Origin of the sequence: Pseudomonas endophytica (assembly GCF_001411475.1) — a bacterium.
In the GTDB taxonomy this organism is placed as follows: domain Bacteria; phylum Pseudomonadota; class Gammaproteobacteria; order Pseudomonadales; family Pseudomonadaceae; genus Aquipseudomonas; species Aquipseudomonas endophytica.
Genome location: NZ_LLWH01000166.1, coordinates 1 through 19,625, shown reverse-complemented (window position 1 = coordinate 19,625; position 19,625 = coordinate 1). Strand labels below are relative to the sequence as shown.

Sequence of the window (19,625 nt, the reverse complement as noted above, 5' to 3'; positions counted from 1 at the left end):
GACATCGAATCAACACTTAGATAGTCAGTGTCCAATCGTAGTCCACGATCAATGGCGCGTGCTGCGAGAAACGTGGCTGACGCGGCAAGCGAGCACTGCGAACAAAGCGGCGCAAGCCAGGTGTCAACAACTGATAGTCGAAACGCCAGCCTAGATTCAGCATCTCAGCCTGTTCGTTATCCGGCCACCAGCTGTACTGATCGCCTTCACGACTGACTTCACGCAGGGCATCCACATAGCCCATGTTGCCGACAATCTCATCCATCCAAGCCCGCTCAGGCGCAAGGAAACCGGGAGACTGCTGGCTATCACGCCAGTTTTTAATGTCGAGTTTCTGCTGCGCCACGTACAACGAGCCGCAGTAAATGTACTCACGACGCTTGCGACGCTGCTTATCTAGGTAGCGCGCAAAATCGTCCATTAGCTTGAACTTTTGGTTCAAGTCTTCATCGCCATTCTGCCCCGAAGGAAGCAGTAAGGTCGCGATGCTGACCTTATCGAAATCGGCTTGCAGGTAGCGCCCGTAGCGATCGGCCGTCTCGAAACCAAGCCCGGTGATGACTGCTTTAGGCTGCAACCGCGAGTACAAAGCCACGCCGCCTTGGGCAGGGACTTCAGCTTCGCATGCATACAAAAAGTAGCCATCCAGCTGGTAGGCCGGGTCGTCCAGCTCAAAGGCGGAGGCGCGGGTGTCCTGCAGGCAGATAACGTCGGCATTCTGAGCTTGCAGCCAACTGAGCAAACCGCGCTCGACTGCCGTCTGAATACCATTAACGTTCACACTGATGATCCGCATAAATGGCCCCAAAAATCACGTGCGTGTATGATACACGCCGTCTTACTAATTAGCTAAATCCGTGGTATCTGGGGCCATTTTCATGCAAGCGTATCAGCGCGACTTTATCCGTTTTGCCATTGATCGCGGCGTTTTGCGCTTCGGTGAGTTCACCCTGAAGTCCGGGCGTACCAGCCCTTATTTCTTCAATGCGGGTCTGTTTAACACCGGCTCTGCGCTGGCGCAACTGGGCCGTTTCTACGCCGCGGCCATCGTCGACAGCGGTATTTCATTCGACGTGCTGTTTGGCCCGGCCTACAAAGGTATTCCTTTGGCTGCGACCACCGCAGTAGCGCTGGCCGAGCATCACGAGCGCGACGTACCTTGGTGCTTCAACCGTAAGGAAGCCAAAGCACACGGCGAAGGTGGCAGCTTGGTCGGATCGCCCCTAGAAGGCGATATTTTGATCATTGACGACGTCATCACGGCGGGCACCGCCATCCGTGAAGTCATGCAAATCATTGAAACCCAAGGCGCCAAGGCTGCGGGCGTATTGATCGCCCTGAACCGCCAAGAGCGCGGCAACGGCGAGTTATCCGCCATCCAAGAGGTTGAACGCGACTTCGGCATGCCGGTGGTCAGCATCGTATCGCTGACACAGGTGCTGCAATTCTTGGCAGAAGATGAAACATTGAAACAATACCTGCCAGCCGTTGAGGCGTACCGGGCACAGTACGGGATCTAAGCAGACTGTCTGCTCTCCACGGGGGAGGCGCGAAACCAATCGCGCCTCCCCGTTTTGTTTTTGCAGATCAGCCAGCCTGTGCGGCCAATTCGGCTTCGCGCTGGGCAATGGCGATTTCCAGCTCTGGTGAGCGTTTGGCCCATTGATCCGGTGGGAGGGGTTTGGACCATTCGATGATGTCTGGGCTAATAAACTCGGGGAGCGGATACAGCTTTAGCCGCTCAAGCGCATCAATAAGGAAGGAATTGAATATAAATACTCCACAGAATCCTTCCCACAACAACGTCATGAACCAGCCTTTACGCTTAGCAGCAATGAAAAGACTGTCTATATAAGTCGCCAATATACCTTTGGTGTAATGAAACCTAGCACTTTCATCCTTTACAACATGCGGACCCATCTCCATAAAACTGCGCATACACTCCCACTGCGCCATCGAACCTTCATCCGAGCCGCAGTTAAAACCTATAGAAAAGTGCTTATCTTCGGCCTTAGCGTGTGGGTCTGGATTATCAAAGCCTATAAACAGCATCCCCATCGAATGCTTACCCACTTGACTGAAAGTCGAGTGCACTGAGGCTACAGCGCTTACCGACTCCCACGGCACAATCCAGTGCTTACCATCTTTAAGAGGAATACAGACTTCTCGACGCTGACGGTTGAAACGGATGGGTAATGGTGCCGGCTGGAGCAGCATATAAATAAAAAACACTATAGGAATAGCTAATGTATAAGCTCCGTACCAATAAACATCAGAGTCATTTGTCGCATAACCAATGGACAACATGAGCACAATCATTGGCCACAAAACCATCACGCCTAAACTGATGTTATAACTTCCAACATCCAAATACACATCATTCTTACACCATATAACGTTAAGCATATCGACTGCAGACTGACCTGTGGGTATGGGCAGTGGCGCAAGATAATCTTGTTGAGAAAATAGACCTTTCTTACTCGTACCTGCTGTTGGCAACTTCATTTTTTGTTATCTGTCTTTAAGAAAATCGAACGTTGCTGGCCGCCCAAAGGGTGGCGCTTTGCACTGTCCAGCTCTGGGGTTGGGTCTTCACGTAAGGCTATGACTCCAGTTGCAGCACTCAAAGTGAAAGCGACACCCCGTTCTCCACCCATAAAATTAAGAGCGCCTAGTATCGAAGTTAAAGGAGTGTGATATCGCAAGCGCAAAGACACGATCGTGGGTTTAGAACCGAATCTATTAGGCACGGGGTTAAAAGGGCCACTCAAACGCAAGCCGTTTCCTTGAGTATGCGGAATCCACTCACAATTACTGCTCTGCATCCAGCTTTCTCCGATGTCTTGCATAGGCTCTTCAAGAGAATGTTTGCCCTCACCACTCTTTATCCGCTCGCGCATCGCTATGGTATCTAGTGGATTACCGATCAGGGATATATCTAAGTAAACATTAGTGGGCTCGGCCCCTGGCAGGTCAACAGTGAGCATTTTTATTTCACTTTTTGTTACGCCCGACTGCAAAGCGTTCATTACACTACTTGGGCCAACTGGTTCAAAGCTAACTCTCGGAGTGTAAAGAATAACGTACAAGCGGTTAAGCTCGTTTTGCTGAGCCTCAGGTGTTATTGGGCTCAGATCTTTAGCGCGAGATTTTGACCAGCAACAATAATTTAGAAAGTTCTGCATAGGCTTCTGCTGAAAATACCAAGTGATTAAGTAAAGCACGCCCAGTGCAGCAATCAGAATGGTAATCGGCCCCGTCCAAAATAAAAAACGCGAATAAGCAAATGTAGCTTGTAAATTTCCGCCGATAACTCTAGAGATATAAACAATAACATTGAGTGAAACAGCTCCGTAAACAGCAACTTGACCAGCTACCACGCTTCTACGCATTTTCAGCCAAGGATCGATAGAGTCCTGCATGCTTTCAAGTTGTAGCTGCAGGGACCTAAATTCGTATAATGCAGCTAGACCAGATAGCCCTCCAATAACCCCTCCCAAGAGAGTTCGTATAGGCGCCCTGGTTCGGCCAATCGAAAACTGAGCTGTCTTGCCGAACTGGCTATCAATAACCGCCACCAACGCCGCCCCGGCATATAACGTCGCAGACGCTGTGTCATAAACCCGCTGTTGATCCATCCCCTCTAGCATTTTGGCCTGCCCGAGATAATTACTGGCATTCCAAGTATTAAGAAGTAACGCCGACAGCGCCACTAACCCACCACTGTTTTTTACTGCCACAGAGTTGACGATTTTAGAAACATGACCACGGCCGATAGCGTTGCCGGTGGTATTAACCCATTGTGTGAGGTCTTCTGCCACCTTGCCAAATTGCTTTAAAACATGATGTTTTTCTTGGATAACTAGCCGCAAACCAATTTGATTGGCCGCACGCACTACCGTCATCATTGCCAGCAAAGACCCTTTCAACGGTTCGCCTACTTTACTGCTGAGTAGCAACAACGATGCACTTAAGCGTTTTATTAAGTGGTTCCAAAGGCTATTGGCGTTGTTCGACAACTCAGTGAGGCCAGATAGGATGTTGAAACCTTGCGGTCCCAATGCCTTGCTCAACGCAACCATCGCATTGGCCTGATTTTCAATTTCTAACGCAGCCATCAATTCAGTTGCTCGACTGATGCTATTAACCGCGCCCTCAAGGGTCGGACTCCAGCCGTAAAACAATTGGCGCAATGCGCCCTCATCAGCACTGCGCACATACTCCGCGTATTGCTCAGCCCCAACTTTTCGCAAGCACTGAGCACTAAGACAGGCTAAAGCCAACTCATTCAACCATTGACGGTGCGCGCTATCGTCATAATCAACAAACCACGTGCCGCTACGGTGCCGTAACAAGTAAGTACCACGATCGGCATAAAGTGCTTCGTGTCGGCTTTTAACATGATCAAAATGTGCCGTAGCCGTTTCGTCTAGCCAATGGTTCATGGCTGGTAGGTCGATGTATTGCTCAACCTTGTCACTCGCCTGCGTGTTTCTAAGGTTGTTCACTTTGCTTTCTTGGTAGTCGCGCACCACTTGGAGGACTTCATCGTGAAGTTTGAGTGGGATAAATCCGCGTATCGGCGCTACGGCGGCTTGTTCGCGAAGGTGGATTTCGATTAGTCGGGTATCGGCTTCTTGGTTGCTGTGGGTAGTACTGCGTCGTATGTTGGCGGTATAGCGCTCTTTGGCTAATTGCTCCAGTCGCGTGCGCGCATTAAGCAACAATTGCCCCTGCTCACGCGTCAGTTCAATGTCCTGTTCTCGATAACGGTAAATCAACATCCCGACCACTTCGTCGGCATCTTGGGTAATCAAGCTGCGCACAAACCCGCCAATGCTCAGCCGCAGGTTGTTATCGGCCTGCCATTTCTCATGCCGAGACTCGACCTGCTCTTGTTCGTGGTTGATGTCGCGCAGTACGCCTAGGTCGTCGTCCAGACACGCCAGCACGGTATATAAACCGCCCGATTGTGTGTGGGCGATTTCCATTAGGCTTTGTGCAGTGGTCGGTTCCCAAGGCACCGTACTCCATTCGCCCGGCGCAGAAATTTCAGCCGGAACCGCGGGGTACTGGGCGGCAACTTTGGCGCGCTCGTTGAGCCAGCGCTGAGTGTGGGTATAGGCATTGATAGCGTCAGGCGTCGGCGTTTCAATCGCCTTGTGGCCCAACGCTTGGGCACACGCTTGCAGTTCGGTCTGATTGCGCTGGTAATCAATCGTCAGGGCCAAGTCATAGAACTCGGGGATTAACTCGCCCATAACGCTGTTGGCAGCTTTAAGCGGCACACAATGCGGCGCGTGCAGGGTGTTCGCGACCTGTCGTAAATCAAGACGGCGCATGCGCTTGGCACGGATTTCAGGCTCACTGAGTTGTGCGCAAGCAACGGGGTTGAGCGGGATTTCGCTGTAGAGCATCCAAGCTTCTTGGTGCTTGTCCAACGCGATACCGCTCAAAGTGCCGAATTGGACGACCGTGTCATCGTCGTCCAACGCTTGGGCGCGCAAAAGATGGTTTTCGGCCATGGCATAACGCTGCAACGGGCCACTTCCTTGCCACACGTAGACAAAACCTGAACGCAATAGCCGAGCGGCCATCGGATGGCTGTGAGTCGTGACGCCGGGTTGAAAAGCCGGATGGCTTATCGCCTTAACCACAGGGTGAAACTCTGAGCGCATCGCGGGCTCTTCGCCGAGGGCGTAACGCACCGGAACCACGAAAATCTGTGACGGGCTGGCCTGACATTGCCTGACGTTACTGTTGATGTCGGTATGGGGGCGAGCTTTGGCTGTTCTTGTGGCCTCTGACAGGCTAACCACTGAACGCAAGCGTTTATCAGCACTCATGCGCTCACCTCCCCAGTGATGAGTTGACGTGTTAACTCGCCCAGTAAGTCATCCAGTCGCTGCTGCGGTGTCACGTTGCGTGCGGCCAGTAATTGACGGTACACCTCGTGACCATCCCCCTCTGCAAACGCCTCACCGTAGTACGCATACAACCCGATCCAACACATCACCTCATCCTCTGCGCTGTAGCCGTGGCGCGCTGCACTGCGCTGGCAGTCTTGCGCCCATTGCTGCTGGGCTTGCGCTTGCACACCGTGCAAGCACTGCGGGAAATAGCGCTGACAGTGATCAACCATTCGTTGCGCAAATTGGTCTCTTTTGCCTTGGCACAAATCCTCAAGCTGTTGCGCGCTTAAGGTCAGCCAAGGGGTTGCGGCGTAGTGGCCGCACGGTTGGTTCGAATTTTTTTGCTGGATATAAAAACCATCCGGCAAGCGGATGGTGCACACCGGCCCCATTAACCGATCTCGCTCGGCATCCATCAGGTCGGCCAGCCATAAACGAGTGATTCGCGGGTCGTAAAATCGGAACAGTGCACTGACGTCGCCTTCCAGTTGCACATGAATAAGGCTGCGCAAATGCGCAATCAGATCGGCTTCATCCGCCACTGTCTCAAGCCAGATTCCGGCGCGAGTCTGCCACTCTTCGGTGAAGGCTTTAGCCAGAGGACCATTGGGCTCGACCGCTATCAACACTGGCCCCACACTCGCCAAGTCGGCGTAACGGGTGGTCAAGTACAAGGCGTGCGGGAGGGTGTTCTGCGCCAATTGAAACAGGCGCGCGTAAAGGTTTGGAATCTGGTTGCTGTCGAGCAACAGGTACGCTCGCGTCATGCTTGATCCTCCTTCAAGACTTGGCAAATCAAGCAAACCGGCTCTACCTCGTCGGCTGACATTTCGAATGCTTGCGCCTGATCGGCCAACGCCATGGCCGTCATCGCTTCAACGCCTTGCGTTACCGCCAACAGCGCGGGCATGCCCGGTATTGGCACACCGCCCGGCAAAATAGGCGAGCTGGTGTATATCCCGGCGGGAGTGAGTTGCAGGTGTTGTCCGCCCGCCATTAAGGTCAGCAACGGGCCGCCATCGACGACCAGCGTGGCCCCGGCTTTGAAGTGCGCGTGTACTCCCGCTTCAACGGCCATGTGTAGCCCTACACGGGTATGGCTGCTGATGGCGACGGCGTGAAAGTCATTGCCTTGCACTTCAGTCATACGATCGGCACTGACGGTCTGCTGATCTTCAGCGTCAAGCACCACCACGCTGTTGCCTAGGATGGTTTCTTCGCGTTTGCCGTCGACCTGCAATCGGCTGTCATTTTCAATGTGTTGCTGCATATCGCGTTGAGCGCGCAGGTAGATTTTCTCTTGGCCTTGGCGATCTTCGAGGCGTAGTTCGTTATAGCCGACACCTCCCGGTGTACTGCGACTGCGCAAGATGCTTTGGGTTTTATCAGCGGGCAGTACGAGTGGCGACGGGGTAATGCTCGATACCAAGCACCCCGCGATCACCGGCTGGTCAACATCCCCTTCTAAATAGTTGACCAGCACCTCCATCCCCACGCGTGGAAGGATCACAGCGCCGTAGCGGTCGCCAGCCCAACTGGAGGCGACACGCAGCCAGCAACTGCTGGTGTCGTCGTTGCGATCACTGCGATCCCAATGAAAACGTACCTTGACCCTGCCGAACTGATCACAGTGGACTTCTTGCCCAGCAGGGCCGGTGACACGGGCCGTTTGACTGCCATGAATGCGTGGCTTTTCATAAACGTCTGGCGAGCGGTACGTCACGCTCTCGGGTATGGCCAGAAAGTGATTGCGATAGCCCTCGGTAAACTCCAGCGAATGCCTAAGGGTCGAGCGCACGCCCCGCTCTTCCAGCACTTGCGGCTGTTTACCTTCATGGTGAACGTGGGTCAGCAACCACGGCGCATTCCAATCACGGTAAGGGTGTTCGGTGAGGGTTAAAAAGTGACCGCTGCACAACGCAGGTTGGTCACTGCGCCCACTGGCCTGACGAGAATCACTCTGATGTCGCTCAAGCGCCCTCTGGTTCAGGCGCTCACCCTGGGCATCATTATTGAAACGACCTGGGTAGGTGTAATGCTCAAGGGAGCCTTGGCTGGGGTTAGTCCGGTTGCCCACCTGAAGTGTGCGACTGGCCACTTGAAAATCGTAATCACGGCGCACAGTGCTGTTGGTGCGCGTTTGAAAACGCAGATCAAAATGCTGAATCGCAGGTTCTGCGGCGACCATCCCATGACTGGGCTGATAGGAGGTTGCCTGTTTCAGCGGCATGAAAGCCGACTGACCATCACCGAACTGTAAGTAATGTGCGTCAGGCGAATGCTTGAAGTGGTAATGAATGCCCTCTTCAAAGCACAGCCTTTGAATAAAACGCAGGTCTGACTCGGCGTACTGCACGCAGTAATCACGCGGCTCGTAGGTGGATTGCAGGGTGAAACCGTAGGCATCGCCATGGATGCCGTGCTCGTTGAGAAGGGTTTCAATGATCTGCTGCACGGTCTGGTTTTGAAAAATACGCTGATTGGTCCGGTGCTTCAGATCGGCCAGACGCGGCATCAGCGTGAGCCGATAGTGCGCCAGACCAATGCCTGGGCTGCACAGGGCAATGTGACAAATCTGCCCGTGGACACCATGCCCATGGCGGTCAAATGCCAGAAAGGCGGACGTGTGTAATAGCATTTCGAGGTTCAGATCAGAGCGCTCGCAAAGCAACTCAATCTCAAAACTAAAAGGGGTGCTGAGCGCTTCGTCACCGCTGAATGCCAGTACCTGAACCGGATAAGGGCATGCGTTGATATTCAGGCTAAACGTGTTATCGCGAGCAGACGCGAGCATCCATGACTCCTCTGACACGGGGTCAGCGCAAAGGAGTGAACGCTAAAGGATGGGAACAGTGGCGGATGTAGGAGGAGTCTTTACTTGCGAAGGAATATGCCCTTCGTTATCGGAGATCCACAGCAATCGGCGGGCTTCCTGATGCTCGCGATCTTTTGAGGATCAACAGATCGCAGCCTTCGGCAGCTCCTACAAAAATTAGGCGACTCTTTCAAAAGGTATTTGTCGCATACCCCGTAGGAGCGAGCTTGCTCGCGATCTTTTGATCTTTAAAGATCGCGAGCAAAGCCTTGAGTCTTAAGCCGCAGGTTTGCTGTTGCTGATCAATGTCCCTACGCCGGTATCGGTGAAGATTTCGAGCAGCACCGCGTTCGGTACGCGGCCATCGACAATGTGCGCAGTGGTCACGCCACCTTGCACCGCCTCCAGCGCGCATCGAATTTTCGGCAGCATGCCACCGTAAATAGTGCCGTCTTCAATAAGCCCATCCACTTGAGCGGTGGTCAGGCCGGTCAACACCTGACCTTGCTTATCCATCAAACCGGCAATGTTGGTCAGCAGCATCAGCTTCTCGGCTTTCAGTGCTTCCGCTACTTTGCCTGCGACAAAATCAGCGTTGATGTTGTACGACTCACCATTAGGCCCCACACCAATCGGCGCGATGACCGGGATGAAGTCACCCTTGGTCAACATGTTCAGCAAGTCGGTATTGATGCCCGTGACCTCGCCCACATGACCAAAGTCGATGATTTCAGGCGTGGTCATTTCCGGCGTCTGGCGCTTCACTACCATCTTTTTAGCCTGGATCAGCCCGGCATCTTTACCGGTTAGACCGATAGCGCTGCCACCATGGCGGTTGATCAGGTTAACGATGTCTTTGTTCACATGCCCGCCAAGCACCATTTCAACCACGTCCATGGTTTGCGAGTCGGTCACACGCATGCCGTCGATAAAATGACTCTCGATCGACAAACGCTTGAGCAGATCACCGATTTGCGGGCCGCCGCCGTGTACCACGACCGGGTGGATACCCACCGCTTTCATCAATACGATGTCGCGCGCAAAACCGGTTTTCAGGTCATCGTTCTCCATCGCGTTGCCGCCGTACTTGATGACCAGCGTCTTGCCGACATAGCGGCGAATGTAAGGCAGCGCTTCGGACAAAACCTTGGCGACGTTAGAGGCGGCTTCACGTTCGAGGGTCATTCAGGGCTCCGGTAAAACAAAGTCGATCAAAACGGTAGTTGGAGATCAGGTGCCACACGCTTGAGTTGAGCGTGAAAGACAGCCTTGATGCGTTGCAGTTCGGCCTCGTTATCAGCCTCGAATCGCAGCACCAGCACCGGAGTGGTGTTGGAGGCGCGAACCAGGCCCCAGCCGTTTGGATAGTCGACGCGCACGCCATCAATCGACGTCAGCTCGGCGTTTTCCCCCCATTGCGCGTCGTGCAGGGCGTCAATGATGCTGAATTTGCTCTCGTCCGTCACATCGATATTGATCTCTGGCGTAGAAATATCGTTGGGGAACGTCTCAAACAGATCCTCAGCGGTCATTGACTGTTTGCTGAGGATCTCCAACAGGCGAGCGGCGCTGTAGATGCCGTCATCAAAACCGAACCAGCGCTCTTTGAAAAAGATGTGCCCGCTCATTTCACCGGCCAGTAAGGCGCCGGTTTCTTTCATCTTCTTTTTGATTAAAGAATGGCCGGTCTTCCACATCAGTGGGCGACCGCCGTATTCATTAATCAGCGGTGTTAGGCGGCGGGTGCACTTCACGTCGAAAATGATCTCGGCCGCCGGGTTGCGCTCCAGCACGTCCTGCGCGAACAGCATCAGCAACCGGTCTGGGAAGACCATCGTGCCTTTGTTGGTCACCACACCCACACGGTCGCCGTCGCCATCAAAGGCCAAACCCACATCGGCGTTGGTTTCGTTTACTTTGGCAATCAGGTCGACAAGGTTTTCAGGCTTGCCCGGATCCGGGTGATGGTTCGGGAAGTGACCGTCCACCTCACAGAACAGCGGAATCACTTCACAGCCCAGCGCTTGGAGCAGTTGCGGGGCGATCACACCGGCAGCACCGTTACCGCAATCGACGACCACTTTGAGCTGCTTCGCCAGCGTGATATCGCGGGTAATTTCAGCCGAGTAGCGCGGCAAAATATCGACACGCTCAATGCTGCCTTCGCCCCACGTCAGGTCGTTGGCCTTGAGGCGGGTGTGTAGCGCCTGAATTTGCTCGTTGGCCAGCGTGTCACCGGCGATTACGATTTTAAAACCGTTGTAGTTCGATGGGTTATGACTGCCCGTCAGCATCACCCCCGACTTGCCGGCCAACACGTTGGCGGCGTAATACAGCGCGGGAGTGGGCACCAAGCCCACGTCGCTGACCTGGCAACCGCTGTCGGCAACGCCCTGAATCAAGCGTTCGACCAGCGCCGGGCCAGACAAGCGACCGTCGCGACCTACCGATACATGAGGCTCACCTTTGGCCAAACTTTCGGCGCCAATCGCGCGACCGATCCAATAAGCGGTTTCAGCAGTCAATGTTTGGGGCACGACACCGCGAATGTCATAGGCGCGAAAAATGGTGTCCGGAAAACGTGGGGCGACCGAATCAGGGCTGCTCATTACGGTGAAGACTCCATTCTTAGAGAGTTTGGTGAATACGTATAAATAGGGTTAGAGAGTGCCAGAGTGGCCAAAGCCACCTGCGCCACGCTGACTTTCGTCGAACTGCTCTACCAGCTCAAAGTGCGCCTGTACCACCGGCACCAGCACCAATTGCGCAATACGCTCGCCGATGGTGACAGTGAACGCCGTTTGGCCACGGTTCCAGCACGACACCATCAGCTCACCTTGGTAATCGGAGTCGATCAAACCAACCAGATTACCCAGCACGATGCCGTGTTTGTGGCCCAAGCCCGAGCGCGGCAAGATCAGCGCAGCCAAGCCCGGATCGCCAATGTACACCGACAGACCCGTTGGGATGAGCAGGGTTTGGCCGGGTTCAAGAACGGTGTCTTCTTTGAGCATGGCGCGCAGGTCAAGACCCGCAGAGCCGGGTGTCGCGTAGTGCGGCAGCGGGAATTCGTTACCAATGCGTGGATCAAGGATTTTGGCTTGCAAAGCGTGCATACGAGTTAAACCTGGTTCAGACGTTCGGCGATAAAAGTGACCAGCTGGCGGGCAATCTTACCCTTGCTGGTCTGGGCAAATACGGTGGCGTGCAGGTCGCGATCAATCACACTGCAGGCGTTTTCTTCACTGTTGAAACCGATGCTGGGGTTAGCCACATCGTTGGCCACAATCAGGTCGAGATTTTTGTCTTTAAGCTTGCGCGCTGCGTAATCGAGCAAGTGCTCAGTTTCCGCTGCGAAACCAACACTAAAGGGGCGGTCAGGACGGGTTGCAATAGTGGCCAGAATGTCTGGATTGCGCACCATTTGCAGCAACAGGCCGTCGCCTTTGGTAGGGTCTTTTTTAAGTTTTTGCGGGGCAACGACTTCGGGCCGGTAGTCTGCAACCGCTGCGGAAGCAATAAACACGTCGCAAGGGATGGCAGCCTCACACGCGGCGAGCATGTCGCGAGCGCTGACCACGTCGATACGGGTGACGCGATCTGGTGTTGGCAAATGCACGGGGCCAGTGATCAGCGTGACACGAGCACCCGCTTCAGCCGCGGCTTCTGCCAAAGCAAAACCCATTTTCCCGGAGCTATGGTTGGTGATGTAGCGCACCGGGTCGATGTTTTCTTGGGTTGGTCCCGCCGTGATCAGTACATGCTTACCGGTCAGCGCCTGACGCTGGAAACACTCAGCCGCGCAATGCACCAAGTCTTCGGCTTCTAGCATGCGGCCAAAGCCCACGTCACCACAGGCTTGGCTGCCGGAGGCCGGGCCAACCACCTTAAGGCCACGGCTTTGGAGCAATTGTGTATTGGCCTGAGTCGCCGGATCGCGCCACATGGCCTGATTCATAGCAGGAGCGATGGCAACCGTCGCGTCCGTGGCCAATACCAGCGTGGTCAGCAAATCATTAGCCAACCCCTGCGCCAGACGGGCGATCAAGTCGGCGGTTGCAGGCGCGATGAGCACCAGATCAGCCCATTTGGCCAACTCAATGTGGCCCATGGCGGCTTCTGCTTCTGGATCTAGCAAATCCAGGTGAACGGGGTGTCCAGACAAAGCCTGCATGGTCAGTGGAGTAATGAACTCACTGCCGCCTCGGGTCATGACAACACGGACTTCAGCACCTTGATCCAGCAGGCGGCGAACCAGCTCTGCACTCTTGTAAGCAGCAATGCCGCCGCCGACGCCCAAAACAATGCGTTTTCGATACAGCCGCTGCATAGGCCTGCCTTTTAGTTCGATGATGACTGCGCGGAAAATGGCCAAATGCCACGCAATAATGATGGGCTAAGATAACACAGCGCTTGCTACGGAACAGCGGCGCCTACTGACAAGGAAGGTGTGATGAGTATTAGAGATTGGCCCGCGGCCGAACGACCGCGCGAGAAGCTTTTAGCACATGGATCTGCCAGCCTTTCCGATGCCGAATTGTTGGCAATCTTCCTGCGCACAGGGGTATCAGGCAAAAGTGCGGTCGATTTAGCTCGGCATTTACTCAACGAGTTCGGCAGCCTAAGGGCCTTGCTGGAAGCGGATCTCGAAGCGTTTTGCCAGCAGCTCGGATTGGGGCCAGCCAAGTTCAGCCAACTGCAAGCCGTACTGGAAATGGGCCGTCGGCATTTGGCCGAACGTCTGCGCAGAGACTCTGCGCTGGAGAGCCCACAGGCCGTTCGCGACTATCTAAAGTCCTTGCTGCGACACGAGCCGCATGAAGTGTTCGGCTGCCTGTTTATGGACTCTAAACATCGCATGCTGGCGTTTGAGGTGCTGTTTAGAGGCTCTATCGACAGCGCGAGTGTTTACCCTCGCCAAGTGGTTAAGCGCGCACTGGCGCATAACGCGGCAGCCGTTATTTTTTGCCATAACCACCCTTCAGGCATCTGCGAACCTAGCCAAGCCGACCGCACCCTGACCCAGCGCCTTACAGAGGCGCTGGATCTGATCGAAGTGCGAGTACTGGATCACTTTATCGTCGGCGACGGTGAACCGCTGTCGATGGTCGAGTACGGCTGGATGTGACGCTTAAGGCTTAACGCTAACCGTCGAAAAGTCCTGGCGCCCAAATGGGCTTGCCTGATAACCCTGTACATCTTTACGGGTTAGCGCGTAGGCCGTTGGATGCGCCAGCGGCAGCCACAGCGCCTGCTGCTGAATCAATGCCTGAGCTTTTTGATACAACGCGCTGCGCTTGTCTTGATCGCTGACGGTTTTACCTTGGCTTATTAGGTTGTCGAGAGTTTTATCGCAGTAGCGCGCAAAGTTGGTCCCAGACTTCACCGCCGCGCATGAAAACTGCGGCGTTAGGAAGTTGTCCGGGTCACCGTTATCGCCCGCCCAGCCCATAAACAGCAAATCGTGTTCGCCCGCTTTGGCGCGACGAATCAACTCGCCCCACTCGATCACCCGAATATCCGCTTCGATACCAATTTTTGCCAAATCCGCTTGCAGCAACTGAGCACCCAGACTCGGGTTGGGGTTCAGTACGCTGCTAGTAGGACGCGTCCAAATAGTGGTTTTAAAACCGTCCTTAAGGCCCGCCTTGGCCAGCAGATCTCGAGCCTTTTGCGGGTCATAGGCATAGCCTGGCAAGTCTTTGGCGTAGCTCCAAGTGTTCGCTGGATATATACCGTTGGCAGCCTGTGCGCTGTTTTCAAACACCGCTTTGAGGTACGTCTCTTTGTCAAACGCCAGATTAATGGCCTGACGCACTTCTGGCTTGTCTAATGGCGGGTGCTGTGTGTTGAGGGCTACAAACGCGGTCATGAAGGCTGGTGTCTGAGCGACTGCCAGTGCGGAGTCTTTAAGCGCGGCTTCAACATCCAACGGCTTGGGCGAGAGTGCAATCTGGCACTCGTTGCGCCGCAGTCTTTGAAGACGAACATTGGCATCTGGGGTAATGGCGTAAATCAGCCCATCGAGCGCGGGTTTGCCTGCGAAATAATCAGGGTTGGCCTTGTAACGAACCACTGCATCCTTTTGGTAACGGCTGAACACAAAGGGGCCCGTACCAATCGGCTCGCTGTTCATCAGCTCGGGAGTGCCAGCCTTTAGCAATTTATCCGCATATTCAGCCGAATAGATCGACGCAAAGCCCATGCTCAAAGCGGGCAAAAACGTTGAATCCGCGTGACTGAGGGTAAAGCGCACGGTCAGCGGATCGGGGGTTTCAATCTTTTTGATCAGCTCAGGCAGTTGCAGAGACTGTGCATGCGGGAAGCCGCTTTGCGCCACCTTATGCCACGGGTTGTCAGTGTCGAGCATGCGTTCGAAGCTGAAGCGCACGTCATCGGCATTCAATTCGCGAGTCGGGGTGAAGTAAGGCGTGCTATGGAACTTGACCCCTGGGCGCAGTTTGAACTCATACACGAGGCCGTCAGGCGACACTGACCAGCTCTGCGCCAAGCTGGGCACCAATTTGGCGGCTTGCGCGTCATAGTTGACCAAGCTATTCATCAATACGTCAGCTGAAGCATTGGTCGTGGTCAGCGAGTTGTACTGCACAACATCGAAGCCTTCAGGGCTTGCCTCGGTGCAAACACTCAGGGTGGCCGCTTGAGCCAGCGGGCTCAGGCAAAAGGTAAGCAACAAGGGGGCAGCAGCGAGACGCATATTCTGATTCCTTTGCAAGTCGTTGGCCCATCTGCGAGTGCAGTCTGGAAAAGGTCTACCCTAGTGATCGGATTGATAAATGACTACTCTTTAATAGCATCGTTCACCCGTAGGAGCTGCCGAAGGCTGCGATCTTTAGATCTCCCGGAATAAAAAGATCGCAGCCTTCGGCAGCTCCTACGGTCATCAGCGTCCTCAAATTCTGGTTTCCAGAGGCAAGGTCCACATCAAGATTGGCCGGCACCTCACCTGAAACCTTTAATCTAGCGACGAGCGGTTCGCCCTCGCTAGGCATAGGCTTTAGCAAGGGTTCACGCTAGAATGCCGCCTTTATTAATCACAACAAATCACACTGCTTGTTGTTGCGCTTTAGTCTTTCTGGTATAAAGCAGCGCTCTTTTCTAGGGGCCCGGTTCCTTCGTTTGTAGGTGTAGCCGGTAAGACCCTTAAAGAAACGCGGCGCCTAGCGCCAAATGACTGAGAGATTAAGCGGCCAACCCATGCCGGGTTGGGCATGTGGTTTTAGAGGGCTGAGGCATGTCGAGAGTCTGTCAAGTTACCGGTAAGGGTCCGGTGACTGGGAATAACATTTCCCACGCAAATAACAAAACCCGTCGTCGTTTCCTGCCGAACCTGCAGCATCACCGCTTCTGGGTTGAAGAAGAGAAACGTTTCGTGCGTCTGCGCGTATCTGCTAAAGGCATGCGTATCATCGACAAGCGTGGCATCACTGTCGTGCTGGCCGAAATCCGTCGCGCTGGCAAGATCTAAGGGAGCTAATCATGCGTGAATTGATCCGTTTGGTGTCGAGCGCTGGTACAGGCCATTTCTACACCACAGATAAGAACAAGCGCACCACTCCGGACAAAATCGAAATCAAAAAATTCGATCCGCGGGTTCGCAAGCACGTTATCTACAAAGAAGCCAAAATCAAGTAATTGGTTTTTCTTCTACAAAAAAGGCCCTTATCTCGCGATACGGGCCTTTTTTGTTGCTCATGCAAACCTCGGAATGTGGGGATACAGCGGTCAGCCCCCTACAGAACCTGATGTTGAAAATCCTATCCTGGATACGGAAATAGGTATCTCGCTTCAAGCACTTTCAGCGTGAACGAGCCCATTTCCCCTGGCACGCGTTCATTCAAGAAAGGATAACCTTCATCATCTACCCCCCTGATCTGATGTCCGTTAGGGCTGATCAACTGCACATTGTTAAAAACTTGGCCTATATCTTTAGCCTCGGGCGGAAGGTTATCAAGTTGAAACAACAACTTCTCCAAGTATCTCCCAGGGTGGATATAGTCAACGTGAATATCGTACAAACCTAAAAAACCACCTCTACTGATATCAACCTGATGCCCATTAAAACGGTGGTTTCTATCGTCATGCTGTGCAAGGTGGCGTGTGAAGGAGGCGATACGATAAAGGTGCCGGCCATCCTCACGCACATAACAACCAAACCAAAAACTTAACTCCACCAAATAACGGTCCCAGATCATTCCATTACTCAAGCGCTTTGTGTAATTATCTTTTCCTGCAAACAGCCAACCGTCATTATTTTTAAAAATAGTCTCATTATTCATCGTAGCAGCGACTTTATGCAGTACTTGGTCTTTACCCTTCCAGTAGATATCTGCACAGAAGCTTTTTTCTTGATCCAGTGAGTATTTCATACGCCCACCTTATCCACACACATAATGTTGAATAATATTGTTTTTGTTGACAATGACGCGTAGCCGATCTGCGTTGTACTCATTTGTGTAGATCTCGCCCGGCCTTTCAACGCGCGTCACCGTCGCGCCGGAGCGCTGGCGTATGCTTTCTACAAACTCAGGGGTTGCCGCATGCAGGATCTTGGTCTGGGCGAAGTCCAGATTGCATTTTCCTAGTTCACTTTCAGCAGCCGATACTTGGACGCTTCCTGCCCATAAGACAATCGAGCACGCAATGGCTACTTTTTTCATATTAAATAACGTATTCATTTCACTTCCTTGCAAAATAAAACGAGCATTTACATTCTTGGCAAATATCGACTAGGACCCAATTACCCGCAGCGGTAGCCGCTTATTTTATTATCCGCATCCACACTGATTCTCAAACGATATTCATTGAATTCGGCTGTATAGGCTATACCTTTGCGCTCGACGCGTATTTTTTTTGCCTCAAATGCGTTGCGCAGAACTTCAAAGTTTTCCGACGTGGCATCTAGGGGCACTAGAGTATTGTATGAAATATCAGTCCTGCACTTCCCATCTTCGGCAGCCATGGCCGGTGCAGACGCACATACCGTGACAATAAGGGCAGCTAAAATAGATTTTTGGGTAGAGATTAACGTTGTCATATTGTTTCCTTTTAATTTAAGAGGTAGGCGAATTTAGCCCTTGTGCAGACCGATAAAATCAATCTCTGCACACATTAAATTCTGGATCTAATTTCAAATATGACGGACGCCAAGCTGTAACTGAATACATCCTATCTCCACATTAAATCCAGCACAAAAAAAGCCCTGCCATTAACGATGGCAGGGCTTTGGGAAACGCTCTGGTTCGTGACTTTCAGGGCTTCTGCTCAAACGTCACGTAAAACTTCCGACAAGTCTCAAGCACTTCCCACGTCCCCTTAAAGCCGGCCGGGATGACAAAGCGATCCCCCGTACGCAGGGTCTTGGCGTTACCTTCTCGGTCACGCAACACCGAAACGCCCTGCACAATTTCACAATATTCGTGCTCAGTGAAATTGACCTCCCAATGGCCCACATCACTTTCCCACATGCCTGCGTTTAACTGCCCACAGGCACTGGCGTAATGGTTATGCTGGATTTGCTCGGGATTGCCCTTCAAGCATTTTTCGGGTGCCTGACTGTAGCGCTCGGCTTTGGTATTGGCGGTGCTGAAGTCGACGACGCTTTCAATGTTCATTGATTTATCCCCCCGAAAAGACAGCGTGATTGGTCTGAAAGACTAGAGTCTATGTTTATTAAAACGAACAAGCCATGCCGTTTGCGACCTCAGTGTCAAATATATTGAAAGTCCGTAGGACACTGGTTTAGGGTGGCACATGCCTCGTGCCGATCACTCTAGAGGATTGGACAGCATTCCTGAAACGCCATGCCAAAATCGTCGTGGCGAATGTATTTCAACATGAGAGGAGGACACTCGAATGACCACCCTGACGCGTGCAGACTGGGAACAACGAGCCCAACAGCTGAACATTGAAGGTCGCGCCTACATCAACGGTGAATACACCGATGCGGTGTCCAAAGAAACGTTCGAGTGTCTCAGCCCGGTCGATGGCCGCTTACTGGGCAAGGTTGCCAGTTGCGATACCGCAGATGCCCAGCGCGCCGTAGAAAACGCGCGCACAACCTTCGACTCGGGTGTCTGGTCGCGCCTGGCGCCAGCCAAACGTAAAGCCGCCATGATCCGCTTTGCCGGTCTGCTCAAGCAAAACGCCGTAGAACTGGCCCTGCTTGAAACCCTGGACATGGGCAAGCCTATCAGTGACTCCTTAAACATCGACGTACAGGGAGCTGCCGGCGCGCTGAGCTGGAGCGGTGAGGCCATCGACAAGATTTACGATGAAGTCGCAGCCACCCCGCACGATCAACTGGGCCTAGTAACCCGCGAAGCCGTCGGCGTAGTTGCTGCCATCGTGCCGTGGAACTTCCCTCTAATGATGGCGTGCTGGAAACTCGGCCCTGCGCTGTCAACCGGTAACTCGGTGATCCTCAAGCCGTCCGAAAAATCCCCGCTGACCGCCATCCGCATCGCGGCTCTGGCCGTTGAAGCCGGTATCCCAGCCGGTGTGCTGAACGTTCTGCCAGGCTACGGCCACACGGTAGGCAAGGCACTGGCCTTGCACAATGACGTTGATACGCTGGTGTTCACCGGCTCGACCAAAATCGCTAAGCAACTGCTGATTTACTCGGGCGAGTCCAACATGAAGCGCATCTGGCTAGAAGCTGGCGGTAAAAGCCCGAACATCGTGTTCGCTGATGCTCCAGACCTACAAGCCGCTGCCCAAGCCGCTGCCAGCGCCATTGCTTTTAACCAAGGCGAAGTCTGCACCGCCGGTTCACGTCTGCTGGTCGAGCGTTCGATCAAAGACAAATTCCTGCCTCTGGTCATCGAGGCGCTCAAAGAATGGAAGCCAGGCAACCCTCTGGACCCATCAACCACCGT

General features: G+C 53.5%; 18 protein-coding genes and 1 pseudogene. 5 read left to right on the top strand and 14 right to left on the bottom strand.

All coding sequences use genetic code 11. The features are described from left to right. Nucleotides 1-16 precede the first annotated feature (16 nt). On the bottom strand, nucleotides 17-796 hold the full coding sequence (locus tag AQS70_RS12305) for an exodeoxyribonuclease III (RefSeq protein WP_003437806.1): 780 nt from the start codon (nucleotides 794-796) through the stop codon (nucleotides 17-19). An 82-nt stretch (nucleotides 797-878) separates the two neighbouring features. Between AQS70_RS12305 and pyrE the strand changes: the two genes are divergently transcribed. Further along, nucleotides 879-1,520: an orotate phosphoribosyltransferase gene (gene pyrE / locus AQS70_RS12300; protein WP_055103053.1), complete on the top strand. Its 642-nt coding sequence runs from the start codon at nucleotides 879-881 to the stop codon at nucleotides 1,518-1,520. A 67-nt stretch (nucleotides 1,521-1,587) separates the two neighbouring features. Here the strand turns inward: pyrE and AQS70_RS12295 are convergent, their stop codons facing one another. The 8 genes and pseudogenes from AQS70_RS12295 to coaBC form a co-directional block, all read right to left on the bottom strand. Beyond that, complete coding sequence (locus AQS70_RS12295; protein WP_055103052.1) at nucleotides 1,588-2,505, bottom strand: hypothetical protein; 918 nt, start codon at nucleotides 2,503-2,505, stop codon at nucleotides 1,588-1,590. Further along, complete coding sequence (locus AQS70_RS12290) at nucleotides 2,502-5,846, bottom strand: toxin VasX (protein ID WP_055103051.1); 3,345 nt, start codon at nucleotides 5,844-5,846, stop codon at nucleotides 2,502-2,504. Before AQS70_RS12290 ends, AQS70_RS12295 begins: the two co-directional genes overlap by 4 nt. Beyond that, entirely contained in the window at nucleotides 5,843-6,679 is an 837-nt protein-coding gene (locus AQS70_RS12285; RefSeq protein WP_055103050.1) for a DUF4123 domain-containing protein, read from the bottom strand. Before AQS70_RS12285 ends, AQS70_RS12290 begins: the two co-directional genes overlap by 4 nt. Continuing rightward, entirely contained in the window at nucleotides 6,676-8,706 is a 2,031-nt protein-coding gene (gene tssI / locus AQS70_RS12280; protein WP_055103049.1) for a type VI secretion system tip protein TssI/VgrG, read from the bottom strand. The genes AQS70_RS12285 and tssI overlap by 4 nt, the downstream gene beginning before the upstream one ends. A 297-nt stretch (nucleotides 8,707-9,003) precedes the next feature. After that, complete coding sequence (gene argB / locus AQS70_RS12275; protein WP_055103048.1) at nucleotides 9,004-9,912, bottom strand: acetylglutamate kinase; 909 nt, start codon at nucleotides 9,910-9,912, stop codon at nucleotides 9,004-9,006. Between the two features lie 26 nt (nucleotides 9,913-9,938). Continuing rightward, nucleotides 9,939-11,315 (bottom strand): annotated as a pseudogene (locus tag AQS70_RS12270) (phosphomannomutase/phosphoglucomutase); the annotation flags it as partial. Between the two features lie 72 nt (nucleotides 11,316-11,387). Next, a complete protein-coding gene (gene dut / locus AQS70_RS12265) occupies nucleotides 11,388-11,843 on the bottom strand; it encodes a dUTP diphosphatase (protein WP_055103046.1) in 456 nt (151 codons plus the stop codon). 5 nt (nucleotides 11,844-11,848) lie between these two features. Continuing rightward, nucleotides 11,849-13,057: a bifunctional phosphopantothenoylcysteine decarboxylase/phosphopantothenate--cysteine ligase CoaBC gene (gene coaBC, locus AQS70_RS12260; RefSeq protein ID WP_055103045.1), complete on the bottom strand. Its 1,209-nt coding sequence runs from the start codon at nucleotides 13,055-13,057 to the stop codon at nucleotides 11,849-11,851. Nucleotides 13,058-13,180: 123 nt separating this feature from the next. Here coaBC and radC point away from each other — a divergent pair, with 123 nt between their 5' ends. Next, the gene (gene radC, locus AQS70_RS12255) at nucleotides 13,181-13,855 is read left to right on the top strand and encodes a RadC family protein (RefSeq protein ID WP_055103044.1); all 675 of its coding nucleotides are present in this window, start codon (nucleotides 13,181-13,183) and stop codon (nucleotides 13,853-13,855) included. A 3-nt stretch (nucleotides 13,856-13,858) separates the two neighbouring features. Here the strand turns inward: radC and AQS70_RS12250 are convergent, their stop codons facing one another. Further along, entirely contained in the window at nucleotides 13,859-15,445 is a 1,587-nt protein-coding gene (locus tag AQS70_RS12250) for an ABC transporter substrate-binding protein (protein ID WP_055103043.1), read from the bottom strand. A gap of 537 nt (nucleotides 15,446-15,982) precedes the next feature. Between AQS70_RS12250 and rpmB the strand changes: the two genes are divergently transcribed. Together rpmB and rpmG are read left to right on the top strand one after the other, a co-directional pair. Continuing rightward, on the top strand, nucleotides 15,983-16,216 hold the full coding sequence (gene rpmB / locus AQS70_RS12240; protein ID WP_019410280.1) for a 50S ribosomal protein L28: 234 nt from the start codon (nucleotides 15,983-15,985) through the stop codon (nucleotides 16,214-16,216). Nucleotides 16,217-16,227: 11 nt separating this feature from the next. Next, entirely contained in the window at nucleotides 16,228-16,383 is a 156-nt protein-coding gene (gene rpmG, locus AQS70_RS12235) for a 50S ribosomal protein L33 (protein WP_003437824.1), read from the top strand. A gap of 122 nt (nucleotides 16,384-16,505) precedes the next feature. Here the strand turns inward: rpmG and AQS70_RS12230 are convergent, their stop codons facing one another. The 4 genes from AQS70_RS12230 to AQS70_RS12215 all read right to left on the bottom strand — a co-directional run bounded on the left by AQS70_RS12230 (nucleotide 16,506) and on the right by AQS70_RS12215 (nucleotide 18,362). Continuing rightward, nucleotides 16,506-17,117 carry a hypothetical protein gene (locus tag AQS70_RS12230; protein ID WP_055103041.1) on the bottom strand — a complete coding sequence of 204 codons (612 nt, stop codon included), beginning with the start codon at nucleotides 17,115-17,117 and terminating at the stop codon, nucleotides 16,506-16,508. Nucleotides 17,118-17,126: 9 nt separating this feature from the next. Further along, the gene (locus tag AQS70_RS12225; protein ID WP_055103040.1) at nucleotides 17,127-17,426 is read right to left on the bottom strand and encodes an I78 family peptidase inhibitor; all 300 of its coding nucleotides are present in this window, start codon (nucleotides 17,424-17,426) and stop codon (nucleotides 17,127-17,129) included. Nucleotides 17,427-17,488: 62 nt separating this feature from the next. Then, nucleotides 17,489-17,785, bottom strand: a complete 297-nt coding sequence (locus AQS70_RS12220; RefSeq protein ID WP_055103039.1) for a hypothetical protein — start codon at nucleotides 17,783-17,785, stop codon at nucleotides 17,489-17,491. 214 nt (nucleotides 17,786-17,999) lie between these two features. Beyond that, nucleotides 18,000-18,362, bottom strand: a complete 363-nt coding sequence (locus tag AQS70_RS12215; protein WP_055103038.1) for a cupin domain-containing protein — start codon at nucleotides 18,360-18,362, stop codon at nucleotides 18,000-18,002. 241 nt (nucleotides 18,363-18,603) lie between these two features. On the opposite strand from AQS70_RS12215, the gene AQS70_RS12210 reads away from it, so the two are divergent. Then, nucleotides 18,604-19,625 (top strand): aldehyde dehydrogenase family protein (locus AQS70_RS12210; protein ID WP_055103037.1); only part of this gene is annotated, 1,022 nt, incomplete at its 3' end.